This window comes from Mesorhizobium sp. B2-6-1, assembly GCF_006440475.1.
In the GTDB taxonomy this organism is placed as follows: Bacteria; Pseudomonadota; Alphaproteobacteria; order Rhizobiales; family Rhizobiaceae; genus Mesorhizobium.
Window position 1 is genome coordinate 234,492 of record NZ_VFUH01000009.1, and the last position, 16,498, is coordinate 250,989.

Here is a 16,498-nt window from a genome sequence, read left to right on the forward strand (position 1 = left end):
TGTTCTCGCCGTCTCAGGCAACACCATTTTCATCAAACTCTTTCAGCCAACGGAGTTGCCAATGCCATACAGTGCAAAGCGCGAACCCCTCCCGGAACTGGTTGCCAGCGAAGCCGGGCAAGGCCATAGCGCCCTCAGAACGATTCGGGAAACCAAGGGATACAGTGTCGAGGAGCTTTCCCTGACAACCGGTCTGTCGGTCGACGAAATCGAGGATATCGAGAACGGCAGGACGGCCGATCCGTCGCAACTGCGCCGTATTGCGTCGGCGCTTCGGCTTCCTCAGGAGGCGCTGCTCGGCACGGCCGTGCAGGCGCGGGCCGCGCAAGACCGCCCCGCGCTGTAGCGCCAGTGCCATGCATGTTCGAAAACCCGCCGGGGACCTTGGCGGGTTTTCTGTTTGCCGTGACTGAAGGCTTCGGCACGTGTTTATGGACGCGCCGGCCTAGCTTGCTGCTTCGTCATTTCGATCCGCGGGGTTTCGATGAGCTTGGAATCCGTTCGTGCCTTCTTTGCCAGCAAGGCGCCTGACATCGACGTGATCGTGACTGACGCGAGTTCGGCAACCGTAGCATTGGCTGCGCAGGCGCACGGCGTGTTGCCGGCACAGATCGCAAAGACGATCTGCCTTCGCGTCGGCGAACGCACCATGCTGGTCGTGACCAGCGGCACCGCCAGGCTGGACAATCGCAAGTTCAAGGATCGGTTCGGCAGCAAGCCGCGCATGCTGGAGGCCGCTGAGGTTATCGAGGCAACCAGCCATCCGGTCGGCGGTGTCTGCCCGTTCGGCCTGCCGGCGCCGCTGCCGGTCTATTGCGACGTGTCGCTGCGCGGTTTCGAAGAGGTGGTGCCCGCCGCCGGCGCCACCAACGCGGCGGTGCGCATCGCACCGCAACGCATGGCTGATCTTACCGGCGCCGAATGGGTCGATGTGTGCCAGGGGTAGATGGCGATAGATGAGACGGACTTTGGGGGTAAGTCCTTGTTTAAAATGGTCGGAGTGGCCGGATTCGAACCGACGACCCCTTGACCCCCAGTCAAGTGCGCTACCGGGCTGCGCTACACTCCGGACCGCGCAAAGCCCTATATTCTCAGGCGTTGCGGTGCAAGAGCAAAAAAGCGCGATGAGAACAGAAGCCGATCAATCTGGGCAGATATCGGGGGAACCCGACGAAAAGTCCCACGGGAAGTCCCACGGACGTTCGCGAGTCGTTCTGTGGATAACTAGCGGGGCCAAACCGCCTAGGCTAGGCGGACGGTCAGGCGATCGGTCACCGCGGCGGCTCCTCTCGCCAGACAGGAACGCGCTGGATCTTGAGAGCAACAAGGCGCCGGATCCGAAGCCCGACGGCCTCTCTGCCCGTCGGCGCGAACGCCTCGACATCGAGCCGGCCGTGGCTTGGATCATTTTCGCACTTCATTCTTTCCATCAGGGAATCGACATCGACGTCCCCGAATATCTGGATGAGATCCGAGGGGTAGTAGCAGTGGGTCCGCTTGCAGTAGCGACAGCGGATGCGCACCAGACGCATGCCGTCGTTCAAATTTGACAGCGGATAGTCTCGTCTTTTGGGCGCGTAGGTCTCTGGCATACCCAGAAATGAGGAACGTATTCCTGACTCGTCAAGAGGGGGCTTGACTCAAATGTTCTCATTTCGTTCACTATCGGCAGGATAGTCACAGGAGGATGACATGGACCTCGTTCTGTCAGTTCCGGGCGCATCGCCCGAGGAAATTTCGCGAGGCCTAGCGGCAGCAGAGGAAGCCCTGGCGCGCGCTGGCTTCACTGCCGAGGAAGCAGCTTACGGTGCCTTTACCGTTGAAGGTTGGGACATCAACGGTCCGCCCGAAGATGGTCCTGACCATTCGGCATCCCGCGCCGCAAGTGCTTGGGCGCAAGCTCATGCTGCAGCATTGGAGGCCTGTTGTGACGGCTGGCCGGAGAACCGCAAGCCCATCTCGGTCAGCCTGGAGTTGCTGACCGATGCGGAGACGCAACTCGCCGATCGTTCGGCAGCGCTGGCGATGCTTCGCGAACATCTCGAGCAAGATGGCAAGGACACGTTGAACGGGGAGGACGCTGTTTTGGCTTGGCGGGTTGCTGCCGAGGTCGTTGGCCAGCTTTCAATGCGCGACCTTATTGGCGACCTGTCTATGGCCTTCACCGTCCTAGCCCTTGCGCATCGTCGCCCGGATGAACCGATCGAGCCGAAGCGCCGGGCTGTGCGCGACGCAATCAATGCGCTGGAGGCAGCTACCGAGAAGCCGTCGTTACACTGATGCCTAAACGCAATCGCGTCACGCCGGCGCCATCGGTCATCGACCGGGATTGGCCGTACCAGGTCGCCTTGCCGGATGACATCTGCACGGATCGGAACCTGACCATGATCACGCGGTTCTGCCAGGACATCGGCGTCAAGCCTCAGATAAGGCGGGTGCAGGCGATATGGCCGAGCGGCAAATATGAGGACTATCGCATCCACTGCTTCGCCGACCCCGCCGCGGCGAAGGCCTTCCTTGACCATTTTGGCGGCGACGTGTTCGATCCCAAACGCGATCGAGAGGGTGGGAAGATCCGGGGTGTCTGGCGCCGCACGGGCGAATACAAGCGCATCCTCGACCTTGGGCCTTTGAGCGTTCCCGAGATTCTGCGCAACTAGGGGCAAGACATGTGCAATCTCTACAATCTCACGACCAGCCAGGAGGCCATACGCCAGTGGACGAGCGCGCTGCGCGACGTCCTCGGCAACCTGGAACCGTCGCTCGACATCTACCCGAACAGGCCGGGCCCGGTGGTTCGGAACGCTCAAGATGGGCAGCGGGAGGTCGCTAACCTTCTCTGGGGCATGCCGACGCCTGCCGAGCGCGTGAAAGGCGCCGCCGACTACGGCACCACGAACATTCGCAATCCACAGTATGGACACTGGCAGCAATATGTCGGGATCGAGCATCGCTGCGTGGTTCCTGTAACCAGCTTTGCCGAGCCGTCCCCAACGCCCGGCGACAAAGACCCCGAAACCGGTATCCAGCGGAATTACTGGTTCGCGCTGAACGAGGAGCGTCCCTTGTTCTTCTTCGCAGGCCTCTGGACGCCTTGGCATGGCGTGCGCAAGGTCAAGGATGGCCCGGGAGACTTCGAGCTCTACGGCTTCATGACAACCGCGCCCAACGCGCTGATCAAGCCGATCCACGAGAAGGCCATGCCGGTGATCCTGACCAGCCAGGAAGAGATCGAGACCTGGCTTACCGCGCCCTGGTCGGAGGCGAAGAAGTTGCAGCGCCCCGCGCCTGACGATGCCCTCGTGATCGTCGACAAGCCAGCGACCCAGATCAAGTTTCCGCAACAGGCGCCGCAGCAGGGCTCATTGTTCTAAGCAGTGGAGGTTCCGCTCATGGCAGACCGCATCATTACACTCGACAGCCGTCAGGAAGCAGCCTTGCAAGCCGTAGCCGACAAGTTCGTTGCCCAGCACAAGGGCGATACGATGAAGGCTCTGAAGGAAATGATCGTGCTGAACGGCCGCCTTCAGGATCAGCTCGACGCGCTCGAGGCTTCTCCTCTCGGCAAGCGCTTCGGATGAGCGACGAACCGGCCAGAGTTGCTGATGGCATGACCGCGGTACCCCGCGAGCGGGTACGAATTGAGAACCACGTCTGCGAACATGCCGGGTGCGGCCTGCGGGCGCCGTTCGGCTTTGCTCGGCCGCGACGAGAGCCACACTGGTTCTGTCTGGCGCATCGAGCTGATGGCGATCATTACCTTTAGGGGCGGCAATGTCCGATCAAGTTCTGCCTAACCAGAAGAAACCAAAACTGATTGTTGTCGTCGCGTTCGATCGTGGCGAAGACGGTGAGTTGTTCACCGCATACGGCCCAACAGATCAGCAGAGTGAAGAGCGCGCCATTCGAACGGCCAAGGCGCTTGCCGCACAACATGCCGGTGTCATAGCCTGGAGCCGAGATGCAGACCCGGCGGTGGGTGACTACGGCCCGCCGAATGTGCTTTTCACCAGCGGCGAAGTGCCGGACATGGAATGAACGATGATCAATCCGCCCAAGCGCCAGGAAGACTATTCGGACCGATCGATCGATTGCCAAGAGGCTATGGAGCCGGAATTTCAAGCCATCGTAGATTGCATGCTCGAGGTGGGATGGACACGAGGCGAAATCATGCAATCACTGCGACGGCTCATCGCGGCCGACAATATGACCCAGAAGGAGAACGCCAAGACGGAGGCACAGTTGGCAATAGCGCGCGCCATGATCCGTGCCGGCAAGTCGATTTAGCTTTTCTCGACGCCGGCCTCGTCGATCTCTGCTTCCATCTGATCACTGATCGGCTTCGGCCCGCCGTTCAGAGGGGTCCCGTCATAGCCCTGTAGCCAGGCGTCGGCGTGCTCCTGCCAATAGGCCGGCACCGCGCGCTCCTTGCCGTCCTTTTGAGCCTGGGCACCATACATCCAGGCGTAAGTGACGCGCTCCTGGTCTTTCTTGGCTACCGCCATCATTTACTCTCCCTGTAGTCCAGCAGCTTCGCATGCCGCAGCTTTTCCTCACCCTTGAGGAATTTCACCCGGCCGACAAGACCAGGCTTAAGCCATTCGGCCTTTTCCTTCTTGAGGCCCTTTGGCACCGGCCCGCCGACCTTGCCCTGCACGCGATCCCACAGGCGCTGGCGCTTGTCGGCCTTGAAGGTGACGAAGGCACCGCCTTTGTAGTGGCCCTTGTCGGCCATCAGCACCATGGCCGGCTTCCCGGTCTCTCGCTGCACGCCGATGATGTCCATCTCCTTTTCGTCGAAGCATTTGATCTTGCGCCAGTTCATCGTCGGCCCACTGCGGTAGGCGCTGGTTTTTCGCTTCGAGACGATCCCTTCGATGTTCGCCTCGCAGGCAAGGTGATAGGCGGCATCGCCGGTTCCCGGCAGCGCCTCGCTGAACTGGATGCGGCCCCCGGCCGGGATCATGGCGTGCAGGATCTCGCGGCGGTCTTCCACCGGCATGTCGCGCAGGTCGTGGCCGTTGAGATGGAGGAGATCGAAGGCGACGAGATAGAGGTCGCGCGATGGCGTGCGCTTGCTGACGGCCGCCTGCAAGGCATGGAAGTCGGACAGGCCGGCCTCATTGATCATGATGGCCTCGCCCTCGAGGATGAAGGTCTCGGCCTCGATCGCCGCGGCATCTTCGGCGAGCACCTTGTAACGCTCCGTCCAGTCGTGCCCTCTCCGGGTGAGCAGGCGGATGCCGCCGGAGTCCTTGATGATCTGCGTGCGGTAGCCGTCGAACTTAACCTCGTGCAGCCAGTCGTCACCCTCGGGTGGGGTGCCGACAAGCTCCGGCTCCATGGGCGGGATGAACTTCAGCCGCTCTCCGGCGTTACGCATGCACTGGCTACTCCAACCGCGATTCAAGCCGCGCTGGCCGTTTTGGTTGCATTTTAGCGAAATTGAATGTGGGAAAAATGAACATCGAAGTGGACGATTGCCGGTTGGCGCTGACGATGATCCGGCGAACGATCGAGGAACACTGCCCGCCGGGCGTGCTGCCAAGCGAAGAGATGGTGAACGGCCTCTTTGGTCCCGATTTGCTGGGCGAGGCCGAGGCGATCTCAGCGGCAATCGTGGCGACGGTAGAGAGATTGCAATTGCAAGCGACCATGAAGCCGCCGGCGCCGAATATCAAGGCATAGCCTGAACGCAAAAACAGCCCGTCTCGAAGCCATTGCCGTGGAGCGAGACGGGCTGCGGAAGCCTGGGGAGTTGTCATCGCTGCGAAGCTTCCGACGCTCAAAACCTAGCACACAGCCGGTTTGTTCCGCGCTAAAACGCAAAAAGCCCGCCCCGGCGTGAGCCGAGACGGGCGATCATATTGCTGGCGTCGGGAAAATGGTCGGGCGCTACGGCGGCTTGCTCCTGGCGCGCTCCTCCGCCACAGCCTGGAGCGTGGCGGTAAGCGCCGCAACGGCGTTTGAGAGGCCGACAATGCTATCCTGCACCCGGTCCAGCCTGGTCAGCGTCCCGTTCTGGAAACGCTCGTTGGCGGCCATGTCCTGCACCTGCTTTGTCTCGACCGCGATCAGCCGGTCATTCACTTTGGCGGCGACATCGTTGGCCTTGTCGGCCGCAACGTTCGCCTGATTGGCCGTCTTGGTGACGGCGTCTATACGCCCGTCCAGCCATTGCGATCCGAAAAAGACGATGAGACCGAGCGTCGGCATCGCGAGCGCCATCGATACGCGCGCTATTGCAAGAAGAAGGACGTTGTCTGCAATCTTCTCCGAAGTGTTCGGCATCTGGTTATCCTCGCTCAACGTTCCCAAGCCCCTTGATGCACTGTTGTCGTTATTTCCAGCAGCCGCGGCGCTGGCCGTTGCGGTCGTTGCCCAGCACGCGCTCGTAACCAGGCCGGTCGGCGCCGATCAGCGCCACCGTGCCGGCCGGGCTAAGGCTTGCTTTGAGGAACCCCGCGCAGCTGGTCGCAGGCGTCGACTGGCATGCCGCTCCCGCGCAGGCCAGAAACGCAAAGATCATAGTCAGACATACCAGCGAGCTTCGCATTGTCGCCCTTCCTTTCGAGTTCGGCTTTGACATCCGCCGCCGCGACTTCCGCGACGCGGCGGCTATAACCCTGGGAATCGCCCTTCCAGTGCCCGACCAGGTAGCTTGCGGGCACCGCGGCAATGAGCGCGCCGAGCGCGATCAGCTTCCAGTTCTTCAGTGCAACGGTGAGGAGCTCGAGCATCAGCAACTCTCCCAGACGCCATCGGTGAGATAGCCATGCCAATGCGGCCCGCCATTCGTCGTGAGAGCCACCGATTCCCTGACGGTCGGTTTGTCGCGGGAGCCGTTCCAGAACGTCCAAGCGCCAGCGCCAGCCAACTTCACCGCGCCGATGTCGCCGCATCCGCAAGGACATTGGAAGTGGAAGCCCGATGGCGATTGGCCCTCGGCATCATAGAACTTGATGCTGCCGGCAGGGCCGTCGATGATGCTGTCGACCAGTTGGGCGACAACCGGCTGCGTCTTGACCTCGCTCATCATCACATGCCCGCCCTGATCGTGGCGGCCTGCGCATTGATCTCCGCCTTCTGGGCTTGCACCTTGGCCTGCTTGGCGCGGCGGATCAGGAAGAACGCGCCGATGCCGATCAGAAGCACGCCGGCGACAATCGCCACCACCTTCCAGTCAGCGCCGCCAAGCGCGGTGAGTGTCGGCGCGGCGCCGCCGAGCGCGGCGTCCTTCTGGAATTGCGGATCCTGCCAGAACGGCTTCTGCTCCGTTTCGCCGCCGACCGCCACCGGCACCGGGGTTTCGACGGGTACCTCCACCTTGGTCTCGACTTTCTTGGTCTCAACAACCGGAGCCGCCTGCGTGACGGGCTGGATATTTGGGTCGGTCATGTGCACCAGCGCCAAGGCCAGCGCTGCCCGGGTTTTCGGGCCGGGTGCTCCGTCAATCTTGGCGTCGGTGTACCAGCCCTTGCGCTTTGCCGCTTGCTGGAAGGCCTTGTAGGCCCCCAAGGGATAGCCGAGCATCACCAGGGCGGTGCGGTCGTAATAGTCGAGCCGATCGTCGAAGCCGTTGAGGCCACCGTTGATCTTGCGGGTGATCATCTCGATGTTGTTCTGGTCGGCATAGACGTTCAGCGTCTTGCCCGTCGGGTTGCCGGCGTCCCAGTACCAGATCGGCACCAGGCCCTCGTATGGATCGGTGTTCACGAGCTCGGGCTTGGCTTCGAAATCGGGGCCATCCGGGATGAACTTGCGCACCCAGGCGGTGAATTTCCGGTAGTTGGCGCGGCCGGTGATCTGGATACCGGTGCGGCCCTTGAACCGCTTCCCATCACCTTTCTGGGTGTTGCCAAGGTCCTTGCGGCCTTCATAGGCGGCGCCGCTGACGATCTCGCGGTCATAGTGGAAGCCACCGGACTCGTGCGCCTCCTGAGCGATCAGATGCGCCGCACGGTGCGGCAGGTCGAGACCGAAGCGCTGCCCATACTCATTCATGGCGATGACGATCGACTGCACGTTGGCATTGTCGGGAGTTCCCTTCGCGATGCGCTTCAGAAGGGCAGCGGAGATCTGCATGGCATATCCTTTCCGCCCTCGCGGGGCAGGTTGTGGCTTTTCGGATTTTGGCTATGGTCGGCCGCGGGAGGGCCCAGGGATGAGATACGACGAACCCCGAGGGGATTGGGTATCGCTGCCCAAGCCGTGGCTTGAGCTACGGCAGGGCATGCGCGATGCGGTTTTGAACGCCGGCGAGATACACACCTATGACGGCGGGCGTCTCATACGCATTGACGCGTGTGGGAAGTGCTGATGAGCGGCGATCACAACGATGCCGATGTGATCCGTAATGTGGTGCGCAGGCCGAGCTAGGCAGCAGTGAGACGAGCTGGTTGCTGGCTGAGCACTAGCCGAGCAAACTTGCCGTTGTGGCGACTGCTGCTGGTACATTTGCTCTATTTAGAACAATGTAATACAAAGCTCCCGGGCAAGGGGAGAAACTATGAATAGCTTGTTTTGGTGGACGGGCGCGCTCGTGTGGGCGTCCGCATCAGTCGCTGCGATAGGCGGCTTAGCCATGGCATATATGATATTTGGTGGAGGAGACGATCCAGAGCAGAAGCGGCCCGACATGCCTCTCGATACGCTGGATTGATGCGCGGCTCATGCGGTGTTTCATCGTCGAGTTGATGCGCGACAGCGAAGCGGTCGAGCGGGCCGAGGTTCGGGCCGAGAATGTTGTCGATGCCGCAAAGACCCGTGGACCAATAACTATACCGTGTCGGGAAGAACCTCAGGCCGGCGAATGGATCAGGGTAACGCATCCTAACGGCATCACGACGACTTGGTTTGAAGCGGATCGTTAAACGTGCTACGCAGATCGTAAGTGGTGATCTAGTTCAACGGGATCGACTGGAGCATGCTCCAGTAGTCAGACGCGTATCTTTGCCACGAATGCTGCGCCAGGCCGTCACGGCTCGGGAGGGTCTTCCTCAAGTCAGAGGCCTTCGCCTCCATGCCCTTCAGCGCGCCGGCCATCTCGCTTGTGTTTCTCGCGTTGAAAAACTCCATCGGGATTGAGAACCGCTCCCCGATGTATCTCATTTGCGGATAGCCGCTTGATAGAGCCGGCGTCCCGAGCCAAGCGGCCTCTGCGACAGCAAAAGTCCCATTATCGTAGATGGTCGGGTGCCAAAGAAACTCCGCACCGGCGACCGTTGCGGCATATGCAGCATCGGACAGCTCCCCAACGAATTCTACGTTTTGCCGGATCGATGAAGACGAACGGATCTTCTTCTGAATGTCCTGAATATAGGGGATCTTCTGGAACCAGTCCGGCACGTCCTCATTGTCGGGGTTCATATAATCCGAGAATGGCCCCATGACCTTCAAGCGCAGATTGCCGCCAAACAGGTCGTAATAGTCCATGAGAGCATCGAATGCCCTCAAATGATTCTTGTGCTTGGTAGTGTTGGTGGGCCACACAAAGTAGCCTTCTTCCTTTTTCTTTGATGAAGCTGTCCCTGACAGTGGCGTTGGATCGAAATCCATCGGCGCGAGCTGGACCTTGTTCCGGGGAACCCCGACATAAGAAACGACATCTTCGGCAGTTTGCGGCGTTGTGGTGATTACCGCGTTTGCCTGCCTGACTGTCTGCAAGAACGACAGGTCGTAGCTCCCGCTCGCATTGCCTTCGAAAATCTCAGGCACATAGCGCTGGATGTAGTCCGTTGCGAAAACCGCATACGGCCTGATTGGCGCCAGCGGCTTCTCTGTACGATCAGAAACCAAAAGCCAAAGGTCTGAGTCCGAGAAATTTTTCGACCCTTCAGCGATGGGCATTTGGTATTCCAAAAAGGGAAGATTGACCTGCCTGCCTTGGTGGGAATTCGCGGTCGTAACGGCCTTATCGTCTATTTTTAACCATTCGAATTCCGCCACCTCAACACCGTCCTCGATGGCATCGCTGAAGTCTGAAACCAGATCGTATTTTCCCTCAGGGACACCGATCCGCACTTTACACGGCACGCCGGCCTTATCGCTTCCGGCGCGGATCATGCGCGCTATCGTCTTGGTAACGCGAAGAGAACCGCCTCGATAGGCAATCGGCAGGATAATCGTGATGTGCTTAAGTGGGGACAACGCGCGCTCCGAGGTTTAGATCCGTGTCCTTAGCCCAGTTCAGCTCTGCCCTCAAGCAAGCGATTATGCCGTTGCCGGCCCCGTCGCGTCCCCGATTGTTCCTGCGTTGACGATATGGTCGCGCAGAAAATCGGTTGCCGACGACAGGCTATAATTTCCAGCAGTGTTTCCGGCTGTGAGGCAGCCGTGGAAAAGGTTGACGGTTCCCGCCCCCGTAGTCACGATGCCGCGACCGGCATTCGATGAAAAATCGCCAGAAACATTGAGCCTCGCGCAGACATCTGCATGGAAGCCGTCGCGCGTAAAGCCTTTAGCGGCCAGGCCTGTAGCTCTAAACGTATTGACCGCGCCTGAGAGGCTGAACCCGTCCTTGCTGGCAAGACCGACTGCCGCCAGTTGCGAGCAGTGAACATCCTCGATGCTGTAATAGCTGCCCCCGACAACAACGAAGCCATGGTCTACGCAATTGACGATCGTGCTCCTACCTCCCCGGACGTTGATGCACGCATTGAAGACCATGCCTCGACCGCCGACGTGATCCGGGATGAAGTTGTCGAAAACGACGAAACCGCAATTGTCGAAGAACGCGCCGTCTTGTTGAGGTTGAATGCTTGTGCCAGCCGACCCGTTGACCGCATTGTTCAGGAAGAATACGCCCTGCGCTCCGTTGATGTAGAAGCTGTTGTAGTTGTATGAAGCGCCAGTCACACCTACGCGGCTAAACACAACATTCACGATATAGTAGGATGCCCAACAATCATACGTAGTGATGCCACCGCCGCGATGGCCTTCCCAAGTCATGTTTCGGAAGTTGATGAACACACCTTTGTTTGTTCCATTGTGATCATCCGCGATACCCGCGCCACAGTTGATGCCGTAGATATCCTCTACAGTTACTGTGGTTAAACCTCGCAGCCCTGTTTTGAGCATGATCGCCGGAACGGTTAAGGTCTGGAGCGTCCCGTCGATTTGAAATCCGCGCACCGTCTGAAAGCTGTGCTCGATGTTGATGACCACGCCCGCACTCGAAATCAGCTTAGGCCAGCCATAGCCTTGGAGAGTGTTTCCGTATTCCTTCAGGCGAATGTTATTCACCTTGATCGTGCTGCCCTTCCATTCGAGGACGTTTGCGTACCCTAGGACATCGAGAGATGCTTGAATTGCAGCGCTGTCATCGGTGACGCCATTCTGCACCGCGCCAAAGACGGTGACATCAAAAACTTTGCCCTGCCGGATCGCCGTGTACAATCCGTTGGTGAAATAGATGCCCTCCTGTGTGTCGGCGGCCTTCGCCGTGGACTCCGCTGCGGTCAGAGCGGAGGTCAGCTTGAAGATGAAGGGGCCATTGCGACCGCCCTCGTCGTAGATGATGAATGCCTTATCCTTCGTCGGGTCGAGAGCCTTCGCTGAGGCTCGATCGGCAACGTAGACCGGCGTATCGAGGAAGTCCCGAACGTCAGCAGCCACCTTTGCCAGGTAGCCGGAGCCATCCGGCTTTGCGACAAGCATGGTGTTGGCTACGGTAGTGGGCAGATTGACCGTCGCGGCAGCGGCGGCAGCAGCCGCGGCGGAGCCTGCGGACGCGGCAGCCGCTGCTTCAGCCGCGGCCCGGTCTGCGGCGGTGCCGATTTCCGAGATCAACCGGAATGTCGAGCCCGACACGTAGCCGGCGACGATCATGCCAGCCACCAGATAGTTGGTCTGCACGTCGTTGCCGGCATTGGTTTTGATGGTCAGCGCTGCTCCACCGTTGAAGGATACCGTCGCAGGTCCGGTATTGTTCTCGAAGATGTTGAGCGAGATGAGCGCCGCACCGTTCGCCGACGGCAACGGAATGCTCGTTGTCGCCACGATCGCGTTAGCCGTGCCGGCCCCGGCATCGGTCGCCGCGATGAAGCTGTAGGGCAGGTCGGCAATGCGATTCCAGGATCCCGCCCCGGAGGCGCCGAGCTTCCGATAGATGCCATTGTTGGCGACGGTCGGATCGCCCAGAACCCATGCCGACGAATTGGCGCCGTGGGCGAGATCGGCATCCATGTGCGCCTTGGTGTCGTAGATGAGACCGCCATTAGACAGAAAGGCGGTGATGATGCCCTCGACCCAGGTACCCCATGCCCGCAACAGCGCCTTGACCGGCTGAGACGGATTGGAGGACGGCCCGTCGGCCATGATCGTATTCATCAGTTCGGGCATGCGAAAGCTCCAGGGCTGGAGACCCCACCGGAACGGCAAGGGTGAAATTCGTGGAAACGGGTAGATGGGCCGGGGGTTAGGTGACGACTTTCGGGCCGGTGGCGACGCTGGACGTGCTCTCCACGCCAGAGCCGTTCACTGAGCGCAGCCAGTAGTAATAGGTGCCGGCGGCGAGCGCGGTATTGGTCCAGGCATCGGACGAGGACGGCGCGCCATATTCGGTGCGGACCACGGTTGCGGCGCCTTCGTTGTTGACGGTGTTTCGGCGGATGTTGGTGGCTACATAATTGCCAGAGTTCGGCGTATTCCAGGTCAAGGCAACCTGGCCGACGCCGCCAGTGGCGACAACACCCGACACCGCGGCCGGCGGTGTGTTGTCGACGGTGGAGACCACCGTTTCGCTTTCCGAGTAGTCGCCATAGCTGCCGTTCGACCCAATATAGACGGCCTCGATGTTGATCGATGTGTCGGCGGGAACCGGATTGGTGTTCAGCACGATGAGGCCGGCATCCGGCGCGATCCCAGGGAATTTCTGCTCGATCCAGGCGCCAGGGACGCCACCACCCACATCGGCGACGCGATAGCGCAGGGCCGGCGTGAGATCCGTGCGGTTCGGATCAACCAAGGCGAGGCGGATATAGACCGTCCCGCTGCCGGATATTGCCGCCGCGGTATCGATGATTGGCTTCGGAATGCCGTCGGAAACCGGCTTCGCCGGCACCGGTGGCGCCGCCCCTTCATCGACCGCCGGGTTCCAGTCGTCGATCTCCGGGCCGGAACCAGGCATCTTGATCCACGTCATCTGAAAACCGCCGCGCGAGACGGAGAGGGTCGACCGCCGGTTGGCGATCAGCTTGCCATCCATCGATGGCAGCCGCCGCGGTGTCGCCAGCCTGACCCATGGCGCGTAGACCGCGTTGATGCCGGTGAAGCGGACGTCGAACGTGCCGCGCTTCTTCTCCCGCAGACGGGCGAACTCCCGCTTGCCGAGCCGGCGAGCTTGCCGCCATTGCTGCACCCAGATGTAGTTGCCGTCTTGTGGCAAGACGCGACCGGCCTCGATCTGTGCCGGCGTATCTTCGAAAAAGTCGGTGTCGGTCGTCGTGAAATCCGTGGCCGGATAGGTGAATTTCGGGATGAACTGATTGACCTCTTCCTCAAACAGGACATCGTGCTGCACGGTGTGGCCGACGATATCGGCATCAGTCAGCGTGGCGACATACTTTTCCCTGAATTTGCCGGCGACGAATAGCAGCGCGCCATCGCCGCGCTCGCACATCCAGCCGTCGCAGGAGGCGAGGATGGCATTCGTGCCGCTTTTCGGGTCGTGGTCAGTAGTGTCGAAGCCGCCGCACTCATAGCGCTTCTCCGTGCCGCCAGCGGCCCTTGGCACGTCCTCATCGCAGACGTCGGCCTCTTCTTGCCACATGTCGAGAACCGGCAGCAACGCCTTGCGAAAATCACGCTTGGTGCCGAACGGGTTGAAGCATTCGTGCCACGCCAGAATCAGGGCAGAATTCTTGGTGAAGAGCCATGTCCCCGGGTTTTCCGGGTCCTGCGCCGGATCGCGGAAATCCCAGCACAGCGCGAGCTCGGCGACGACAGACAGAGCAGGCTTGCCGTACGGATACCGCTTCTGAAAGTTTTCCGCACCTGGTGCGCGGCATGTCATGCCGACCGACGCCTGGCCGTCGCCTCGATGGTCTGATGTCCAGACGCCTTCGGCGCCCAGATCATCTACGATTTCGGCAATCGCGGTTTCCGGCGTCAGCCCCAGGCGCCGGTAGATGCGCACAGGATCGGCACTGGCGTATCGGTCGCCGTCCGGACTGATGACGGTGTTGCCGTCGAGCTCGACCTTGTCGTCATTCAGGTAGTAGCCGGTGTAGGCATTGATGCGATGGCCGACGATGGCCTGCACCGAGTACATCCGGTTGTCGACCGCTTCCCAAAGCATCATTGCGCCGGCAAGCCTGGCCTCCCCGACGCCCCAGAACCGGTAAGGGATCGGCTGCGTCAGTGGCGCGCGGCCGTCCTCCGGCTTCGGCGGCTTCGGCGTCAGCAGATACTGCACACCGGCGACGATCGCCGTGGTGGCAATAGCCGAGGCGATGGCCGCATAGGAGACAGTCGTGCCGAAAAGCGTGAACCCGCCAGAGCCAAGAATGGCGGTGAAGATCGGCGTGAAGATCGGATCCTTGCGGACAGGCCAGCGGTATTCGCCGTGCCAGCCCTCTGCGATGATCTCCTGCGTCGACGCGGTCTCGAAGGCGCCCATGCCGGGATTGTAGGTGCGCGCTCGCGAAACCTTGGCCAGCGCCTGGCGCAACGCGTCATCGAACGGGTTCACGCGATACGCCATGCCACGCCGGTCCAGTCGAGATGCTTCACCATTGCCCCGCGCGCCGACATCACCGCCCAGAGCGGGCCGAATTTTATGGCTGGGATTTCCTTGACCGCGAGGCCGGCTGCCTCGAAACCCGTCATGGCGCTGATGATGCCGATATCGCCGTCCCGCGGCTGCTGGACGCGCTGGAAGCCTTGTGCACCGAGCTTTGCCCCGACGAGGGCTTCGCAGCCGCCAGCGGCCCGCAGGATGGCGGCAGCGCCATCGGCGTCGAAATAGGTGCCGCGCAGCTCGGCGCCCGGATCCTTGCTGGTTGCCTTGACCACCCAGTCGGCCGCGAACAGAGTGCAGTCGGTGAACCCCCACTGCCAGCGGTGCGGCAGCCGGATATACTGTTCAAGCGTCATTGGTGCCTCAGTAGTTCGGCCAGGCCGGTGCGACGCCTCGCGCCAGACGCGCGGTGCCATCGCAGAACTTGTCGGTCGGATACATCGCCTTCTGGTGTGGTCCCGACCAAAGCACCAGCGAGGCGCGCGACCTGGTGTTCGACCCCGAAACCACGGCAAGCGTCAGGGTCGTGGTCGGGTTGTCCGTCCCTGAGACTGGCGGCATGGATTCGGTGGGATGCGACGCCGTTCCGGTCCACAGCGCAATGATCGGCGTCGTCGGCTGGTAATAGTCATCCAGCGTGGTGAAGCCGATCTTCAAATCCTTGCCGCGGATGTCGGGCATGTTGTCAAGAACATTGGCTGCGGTATCCGGGTCGATGCCCGAAATCCCGAACTCCACGCTGGAGCTCTGGCCGTTGACGAGCACCTCGAGCGTCGGGATGTTGAGCAGCCTGCCGCCGCCGAGATAGACCGTACCATCCTCGTCGAGGCTGTCGAAGCCGGCCGGGATGTCGTTGACGCCTGCCCAGATATGCAGGCCGGGATCGCTGTCGAGCCGGAAGAAGATGCCGAGTATATGGCTCGATGCCATACGATCTAGGACCGATTGAGGCACATAGTCGAGGTCATAGGAGCCGATCAGATCCTGCCAGGCCATGGGTTAGAAGCCTTCGACAAATTGGATTGTTGGCGTCGACTGCCAAAACCCTTGCGCATCCCAAGGCAGGGTGAACCCTGACGGAAATTTCATGACGCAGCGCGGCCTCGCAAACTCGATGCGCGTCCCCGCCGGCACCGATTCGCGCAACGGCCGGTCGAGCGACAGCACGTATTGCGAACCGGTGTAGACGACACCCTCAACGGTTTCCGTCACCGGGACAGGATCGGTCGTCTCCCAGTAGCGGTACGCGCGCCAGCCCTTGATCGGATGGTAGATTGAGAACCAATCCGACCAACGTAGGTTGCGCTCAGCGCCGTAGATGTTCAGCGTGATCTGCCCGGCATTGAGCGCCGCAGCGGCGCCCATGGTGCCGAACACCGTGAACTGGCTGTAGCCGGCGCCGTCGGAAAACAGCGAGGTATCCGAATGCGGGATGCCGTCTATGATCGGCCGCGGGATGCTCCTCGTATCGACCGGGAAAGGTCCCATCCAGTCGGATTTGATTGGCACGTTCATGAACCGGACCGAGCTGTTCATTCGGGCAGCCACCCAGTTGATATATTCGTGCGATTCCCTCGCCTGGACGAAGCACTCCTCGTAGGAGCCGATGAGGACACCGCCGCCGCTGGTTTCGATCGTGATCGATTCGCCCAGCCCGTTGCGGCCGCCTTCCAGGCCGCCGCCTTTGGTGTCAAAGGACATCTTGGATGGCCGCAGGAAGTCGATGTCGAGCGTGGGGAGATTGATGTACCCCATGCC

The 16,498-nt window shown here is 60.9% G+C and carries 22 protein-coding genes and 1 tRNA gene; 9 read left to right on the forward strand and 14 right to left on the reverse strand.

Annotated elements, in window-relative coordinates; all coding sequences use genetic code 11:
* Window positions 1–61: 61 nt before the first annotated feature.
* Both FJ443_RS19855 and FJ443_RS19860 read left to right on the forward strand, forming a co-directional pair.
* Entirely contained in the window at window positions 62–346 is a 285-nt protein-coding gene (locus FJ443_RS19855; protein ID WP_140521799.1) for a helix-turn-helix transcriptional regulator, read from the forward strand.
* 138 nt (window positions 347–484) lie between these two features.
* Window positions 485–946, forward strand: a complete 462-nt coding sequence (locus FJ443_RS19860) for a YbaK/EbsC family protein (RefSeq protein ID WP_140521801.1) — start codon at window positions 485–487, stop codon at window positions 944–946.
* Between the two features lie 46 nt (window positions 947–992).
* Here FJ443_RS19860 and FJ443_RS19865 read toward each other — a convergent pair.
* Window positions 993–1,069, reverse strand: a tRNA-Pro gene (locus FJ443_RS19865).
* A gap of 202 nt (window positions 1,070–1,271) precedes the next feature.
* Window positions 1,272–1,532 carry a hypothetical protein gene (locus FJ443_RS19870; RefSeq protein WP_140583718.1) on the reverse strand — a complete coding sequence of 87 codons (261 nt, stop codon included), beginning with the start codon at window positions 1,530–1,532 and terminating at the stop codon, window positions 1,272–1,274.
* A gap of 160 nt (window positions 1,533–1,692) precedes the next feature.
* Between FJ443_RS19870 and FJ443_RS19875 the strand changes: the two genes are divergently transcribed.
* From FJ443_RS19875 to FJ443_RS19905, 6 genes are all read left to right on the forward strand, one after another.
* Window positions 1,693–2,280, forward strand: a complete 588-nt coding sequence (locus tag FJ443_RS19875; protein WP_140583716.1) for a hypothetical protein — start codon at window positions 1,693–1,695, stop codon at window positions 2,278–2,280.
* Window positions 2,280–2,660 (forward strand): hypothetical protein, encoded by a 381-nt coding sequence (locus FJ443_RS19880; protein ID WP_140583714.1) that lies wholly within the window; start codon window positions 2,280–2,282, stop codon window positions 2,658–2,660. The genes FJ443_RS19875 and FJ443_RS19880 overlap by 1 nt, the downstream gene beginning before the upstream one ends.
* A 9-nt stretch (window positions 2,661–2,669) precedes the next feature.
* Window positions 2,670–3,374: an SOS response-associated peptidase gene (locus FJ443_RS19885; protein WP_140583713.1), complete on the forward strand. Its 705-nt coding sequence runs from the start codon at window positions 2,670–2,672 to the stop codon at window positions 3,372–3,374.
* A gap of 18 nt (window positions 3,375–3,392) precedes the next feature.
* Window positions 3,393–3,581 (forward strand): hypothetical protein, encoded by a 189-nt coding sequence (locus FJ443_RS31225; RefSeq protein WP_181175116.1) that lies wholly within the window; start codon window positions 3,393–3,395, stop codon window positions 3,579–3,581.
* Window positions 3,582–3,774: 193 nt separating this feature from the next.
* Entirely contained in the window at window positions 3,775–4,038 is a 264-nt protein-coding gene (locus FJ443_RS19900; RefSeq protein WP_140583709.1) for a hypothetical protein, read from the forward strand.
* A 3-nt stretch (window positions 4,039–4,041) separates the two neighbouring features.
* Window positions 4,042–4,287 (forward strand): hypothetical protein, encoded by a 246-nt coding sequence (locus tag FJ443_RS19905; protein ID WP_140583707.1) that lies wholly within the window; start codon window positions 4,042–4,044, stop codon window positions 4,285–4,287.
* Here the strand turns inward: FJ443_RS19905 and FJ443_RS19910 are convergent.
* Both FJ443_RS19910 and FJ443_RS19915 read right to left on the reverse strand, forming a co-directional pair.
* Window positions 4,284–4,508, reverse strand: a complete 225-nt coding sequence (locus FJ443_RS19910) for a hypothetical protein (RefSeq protein ID WP_246675740.1) — start codon at window positions 4,506–4,508, stop codon at window positions 4,284–4,286. The two genes, FJ443_RS19905 and FJ443_RS19910, sit on opposite strands and share 4 nt — an antisense overlap.
* Window positions 4,505–5,383, reverse strand: a complete 879-nt coding sequence (locus FJ443_RS19915; protein ID WP_140665452.1) for an ATP-dependent DNA ligase — start codon at window positions 5,381–5,383, stop codon at window positions 4,505–4,507. The genes FJ443_RS19910 and FJ443_RS19915 overlap by 4 nt, the downstream gene beginning before the upstream one ends.
* A gap of 77 nt (window positions 5,384–5,460) precedes the next feature.
* Here FJ443_RS19915 and FJ443_RS19920 point away from each other — a divergent pair, with 77 nt between their 5' ends.
* Window positions 5,461–5,688 (forward strand): hypothetical protein, encoded by a 228-nt coding sequence (locus FJ443_RS19920; RefSeq protein ID WP_140665455.1) that lies wholly within the window; start codon window positions 5,461–5,463, stop codon window positions 5,686–5,688.
* Window positions 5,689–5,895: 207 nt separating this feature from the next.
* Here FJ443_RS19920 and FJ443_RS19925 read toward each other — a convergent pair whose 3' ends face one another.
* The 10 genes from FJ443_RS19925 to FJ443_RS19975 form a co-directional block, all read right to left on the reverse strand.
* On the reverse strand, window positions 5,896–6,291 hold the full coding sequence (locus FJ443_RS19925; protein ID WP_140583702.1) for a hypothetical protein: 396 nt from the start codon (window positions 6,289–6,291) through the stop codon (window positions 5,896–5,898).
* Window positions 6,292–6,440: 149 nt separating this feature from the next.
* Complete coding sequence (locus FJ443_RS19930; protein WP_140583700.1) at window positions 6,441–6,740, reverse strand: hypothetical protein; 300 nt, start codon at window positions 6,738–6,740, stop codon at window positions 6,441–6,443.
* Complete coding sequence (locus tag FJ443_RS19935; protein WP_210239613.1) at window positions 6,740–7,039, reverse strand: DUF6527 family protein; 300 nt, start codon at window positions 7,037–7,039, stop codon at window positions 6,740–6,742. The genes FJ443_RS19930 and FJ443_RS19935 overlap by 1 nt, the downstream gene beginning before the upstream one ends.
* The gene (locus FJ443_RS19940) at window positions 7,039–8,085 is read right to left on the reverse strand and encodes a glycoside hydrolase family 19 protein (protein WP_140665460.1); all 1,047 of its coding nucleotides are present in this window, start codon (window positions 8,083–8,085) and stop codon (window positions 7,039–7,041) included. The genes FJ443_RS19935 and FJ443_RS19940 overlap by 1 nt, the downstream gene beginning before the upstream one ends.
* A gap of 816 nt (window positions 8,086–8,901) precedes the next feature.
* Complete coding sequence (locus FJ443_RS19950) at window positions 8,902–10,149, reverse strand: glycosyltransferase (protein WP_181175117.1); 1,248 nt, start codon at window positions 10,147–10,149, stop codon at window positions 8,902–8,904.
* A 63-nt stretch (window positions 10,150–10,212) separates the two neighbouring features.
* On the reverse strand, window positions 10,213–12,342 hold the full coding sequence (locus tag FJ443_RS19955) for a hypothetical protein (protein ID WP_140665463.1): 2,130 nt from the start codon (window positions 12,340–12,342) through the stop codon (window positions 10,213–10,215).
* Between the two features lie 76 nt (window positions 12,343–12,418).
* Window positions 12,419–14,704: a hypothetical protein gene (locus FJ443_RS19960; protein ID WP_140665466.1), complete on the reverse strand. Its 2,286-nt coding sequence runs from the start codon at window positions 14,702–14,704 to the stop codon at window positions 12,419–12,421.
* The gene (locus tag FJ443_RS19965) at window positions 14,689–15,096 is read right to left on the reverse strand and encodes a hypothetical protein (protein WP_140665469.1); all 408 of its coding nucleotides are present in this window, start codon (window positions 15,094–15,096) and stop codon (window positions 14,689–14,691) included. Before FJ443_RS19965 ends, FJ443_RS19960 begins: the two co-directional genes overlap by 16 nt.
* A gap of 7 nt (window positions 15,097–15,103) precedes the next feature.
* A complete protein-coding gene (locus FJ443_RS19970) occupies window positions 15,104–15,736 on the reverse strand; it encodes a hypothetical protein (protein ID WP_140665472.1) in 633 nt (210 codons plus the stop codon).
* A 3-nt stretch (window positions 15,737–15,739) separates the two neighbouring features.
* On the reverse strand, window positions 15,740–16,495 hold the full coding sequence (locus tag FJ443_RS19975; protein ID WP_140665475.1) for a hypothetical protein: 756 nt from the start codon (window positions 16,493–16,495) through the stop codon (window positions 15,740–15,742).
* Between the last annotated feature and the right edge of the window lie 3 nt (window positions 16,496–16,498).

Coding starts and splice junctions, on each gene's coding strand:
- FJ443_RS19855 (WP_140521799.1), top strand. CDS start 62: ATGCCATACAGTGCAAAGCGCGAACCCCTCCCGGAACTGGTTGCCAGC.
- FJ443_RS19860 (WP_140521801.1), top strand. CDS start 485: ATGAGCTTGGAATCCGTTCGTGCCTTCTTTGCCAGCAAGGCGCCTGAC.
- FJ443_RS19870 (WP_140583718.1), bottom strand. CDS start 1,532: ATGCGTCTGGTGCGCATCCGCTGTCGCTACTGCAAGCGGACCCACTGC.
- FJ443_RS19875 (WP_140583716.1), top strand. CDS start 1,693: ATGGACCTCGTTCTGTCAGTTCCGGGCGCATCGCCCGAGGAAATTTCG.
- FJ443_RS19880 (WP_140583714.1), top strand. CDS start 2,280: ATGCCTAAACGCAATCGCGTCACGCCGGCGCCATCGGTCATCGACCGG.
- FJ443_RS19885 (WP_140583713.1), top strand. CDS start 2,670: ATGTGCAATCTCTACAATCTCACGACCAGCCAGGAGGCCATACGCCAG.
- FJ443_RS31225 (WP_181175116.1), top strand. CDS start 3,393: ATGGCAGACCGCATCATTACACTCGACAGCCGTCAGGAAGCAGCCTTG.
- FJ443_RS19900 (WP_140583709.1), top strand. CDS start 3,775: ATGTCCGATCAAGTTCTGCCTAACCAGAAGAAACCAAAACTGATTGTT.
- FJ443_RS19905 (WP_140583707.1), top strand. CDS start 4,042: ATGATCAATCCGCCCAAGCGCCAGGAAGACTATTCGGACCGATCGATC.
- FJ443_RS19910 (WP_246675740.1), bottom strand. CDS start 4,508: ATGATGGCGGTAGCCAAGAAAGACCAGGAGCGCGTCACTTACGCCTGG.
- FJ443_RS19915 (WP_140665452.1), bottom strand. CDS start 5,383: ATGCGTAACGCCGGAGAGCGGCTGAAGTTCATCCCGCCCATGGAGCCG.
- FJ443_RS19920 (WP_140665455.1), top strand. CDS start 5,461: ATGAACATCGAAGTGGACGATTGCCGGTTGGCGCTGACGATGATCCGG.
- FJ443_RS19925 (WP_140583702.1), bottom strand. CDS start 6,291: ATGCCGAACACTTCGGAGAAGATTGCAGACAACGTCCTTCTTCTTGCA.
- FJ443_RS19930 (WP_140583700.1), bottom strand. CDS start 6,740: ATGCTCGAGCTCCTCACCGTTGCACTGAAGAACTGGAAGCTGATCGCG.
- FJ443_RS19935 (WP_210239613.1), bottom strand. CDS start 7,039: ATGATGAGCGAGGTCAAGACGCAGCCGGTTGTCGCCCAACTGGTCGAC.
- FJ443_RS19940 (WP_140665460.1), bottom strand. CDS start 8,085: ATGCAGATCTCCGCTGCCCTTCTGAAGCGCATCGCGAAGGGAACTCCC.
- FJ443_RS19955 (WP_140665463.1), bottom strand. CDS start 12,342: ATGCCCGAACTGATGAATACGATCATGGCCGACGGGCCGTCCTCCAAT.
- FJ443_RS19960 (WP_140665466.1), bottom strand. CDS start 14,704: ATGGCGTATCGCGTGAACCCGTTCGATGACGCGTTGCGCCAGGCGCTG.
- FJ443_RS19965 (WP_140665469.1), bottom strand. CDS start 15,096: ATGACGCTTGAACAGTATATCCGGCTGCCGCACCGCTGGCAGTGGGGG.
- FJ443_RS19970 (WP_140665472.1), bottom strand. CDS start 15,736: ATGGCCTGGCAGGATCTGATCGGCTCCTATGACCTCGACTATGTGCCT.
- FJ443_RS19975 (WP_140665475.1), bottom strand. CDS start 16,495: ATGGGGTACATCAATCTCCCCACGCTCGACATCGACTTCCTGCGGCCA.